This is a genomic window from Komagataeibacter europaeus LMG 18890 (assembly GCF_000285295.1).
Classification (GTDB): domain Bacteria; phylum Pseudomonadota; class Alphaproteobacteria; order Acetobacterales; family Acetobacteraceae; genus Komagataeibacter; species Komagataeibacter europaeus.
Genome location: NZ_CADP01000232.1, coordinates 1 through 2,186, shown reverse-complemented (window position 1 = coordinate 2,186; position 2,186 = coordinate 1). Strand labels below are relative to the sequence as shown.

2 protein-coding genes and 2 pseudogenes are annotated in these 2,186 nt (G+C 57.2%); 1 reads left to right on the top strand and 3 read right to left on the bottom strand.

Annotated elements, in window-relative coordinates:
• Positions 1–47: 47 nt before the first annotated feature.
• Positions 48–1,487 (top strand): DUF6880 family protein, encoded by a 1,440-nt coding sequence (locus GEU01_RS20990; RefSeq protein WP_007396156.1) that lies wholly within the window; start codon positions 48–50, stop codon positions 1,485–1,487.
• 32 nt (positions 1,488–1,519) lie between these two features.
• Here the strand turns inward: GEU01_RS20990 and GEU01_RS27820 are convergent.
• From GEU01_RS27820 to GEU01_RS20975, 3 genes and pseudogenes are all read right to left on the bottom strand, one after another.
• A pseudogene (locus GEU01_RS27820) lies at positions 1,520–1,625 on the bottom strand (IS481 family transposase); the annotation flags it as partial.
• Positions 1,626–1,712: 87 nt separating this feature from the next.
• Positions 1,713–1,841: pseudogene (locus tag GEU01_RS20980) on the bottom strand (resolvase); the annotation flags it as partial.
• Entirely contained in the window at positions 1,842–2,081 is a 240-nt protein-coding gene (locus GEU01_RS20975; protein ID WP_019087485.1) for a hypothetical protein, read from the bottom strand. It lies immediately after the preceding pseudogene.
• Between the last annotated feature and the right edge of the window lie 105 nt (positions 2,082–2,186).

The following is a 2,186-nucleotide window of genomic DNA, read 5'->3' as shown; positions in this document are numbered from 1 at the left end:
AACGGCTTTTGATTGCGTCCCCTGTGTCGCTGTCATAATCTGCATTCATGGTCCGCACTCCTTCTACAAAACCTGCCACCCGCAAATCCGCCGCATCCGCGAAAGTTGGCACGACCGTCACGAAAAACAATCTGAAAGCCCTTGGTGCGGATCGGCTTGCAGACCTTCTGGTCGAACTGTCGGAACAGGATGCCGTGCTCACCCGGAAGCTGCGCATGGCGCTGACAGCCACTCATGCGAAAGACAAACTCGGCAAGGAGATCGAAAAGAGGCTGCGAACGATCCAGCGTTCCCGTGGATTCCTGCCCTGGGACCGGATCAAACCCCTTACGACCGAGCTCGATGCCTTACGGCAATCCATTCTCAACGATGTTGCAACGACGGATGTCGGGCAGGCCATTTCCGCCATGCGTCTTCTCGTGGAACTTGCTCCTTCCGTCTATGAGCGCTCTGATGACAGTTCCGGTTACCTGTCAGATGTGTTTCGCGAAGCGGTCTCCGATCTTGGCTCCCTCTGGGGACGACAGGCTGGTCGGGATCCGGCTGTCACTGTCAGGGATATGCTCACACTTCTCGATAACGACGGGTATGGCACCTGTGACCGCCTGCTTGTCTCGTGCGGTGAAGCACTGGGGAAGCCGGGCGCGGCCATACTCAGAAACACGCTGCTTGCACGACTGCACGACCTTCCCGCCTCAAATGCGAAGGGAGACTATCGTACCGACTTTGCGCGCATGCAGACCCTCGGTCATCTGAAGGATCTGGCCGATGCAATAGGTGACGTCGATGCCTATATCGAAGCAGTCAACCTGAGTGAACGTCAGTCCTCTTCTATCGGCGATGTTGCACGTCGCCTGCTGGACAAGGAGCGTGCCCATGAGGCGCTCGAATGGCTCGACCGGGAGACTGAGGAGACGCCCCGGTTCCGCTGGGAAAATGACGATCTTCGGATCGAAGCGTGCGAAGCCGTGGGCGACCGCGACCAGGCCCAGTCCCTGCGATGGAAAGTCTTTCAGGAACGCCTGAGTCTGCCGCACTGGCAGGCATACCAACGCCATCTCAGCGATTACGATGCGATTGATGCTGAAGAACAGGCACTCAATCACATCCGTAATTTCCCGGTCAGGGGCGTAGCCCTTTCCACTCTTCTTAAATGGCCAGCGCTCGACGCTGCTGCCCGTCTCGTGCGGGAGCATACGGCAGAACTGGACGGGCGTGATTACGGAACACTACGTCCGGCTGCGGATCGTCTGTCTGAATCGTATCCCAATGAGGCGACCCTTCTTTACCGCCTGCTGGTCGAGGCCGTGCTGAATAAGGCGCTTTCCCGCTATTATTCCTATGCGGCGAAGGATCTCGCCTCCTGTCGGCTGCTTGCACAAATGCTGACAGCGACAAACGGCATGGAAACCCATGAAGCCTTTATGACCCGCTTGAAAGCGCAGCATAAGCGCAAGCTGGGTTTCTGGTCGCTGATCGGTGAATAATTAAAGACAGCGATAGGGGCAGCTGAATGTCTGTCAGGTTGTGAAACGTCATTGGCGTAATCAAGGAGTTCGTCGACCTGCTTCATGATGTTCACGATCAGCCGGTTTGATGTGATCAGCATTACGGAACGCATGATGGTTTCCTTCACTGACATTCAACTCCTCAGCATCCTCTCAGGACCACAGGGAGCCGTCCACGCCATCAGTTCTCAGTGAAAATCAACACCGATAGGTCTGCACGACGGGCCAGCCTTCACGGACGGCCATTTCATCGCACAGGCGCAACTGGTCCTCGATGGAGGCCGCACTCTGGTTGTCGGACGAATGGTGGGCATAAAGAGCTACGCGGGTCATTCACTCTCCCCTTTCCGGCCTGTCCTGCCCGTCCGGGCGATGGCCGGGAAGAGGGCAATTGTCGTTGGCCGCCCGCCCCAATTTCCGACGGGCGAACTCTTCGCGGGCGATCTGGCGGCCCATTGCGCTCGCCAGGGCAAACATCAGTTCATCGCACCGCGCTTTCGCGGCAGGATCGACCGGCCCGTTATCGTTGGCCGGGACGATACCGCCGAGTTTGCGTTTCGTATCTTTTACCATGCCGCCACTCCCCATTTCCGCAAAAAAACAGGGTATGAGGCATCGAAAAACTCACGGTCGGAACATCACAAATCCCGTGTTCGGGCGTTTACGTATGTCATAGCG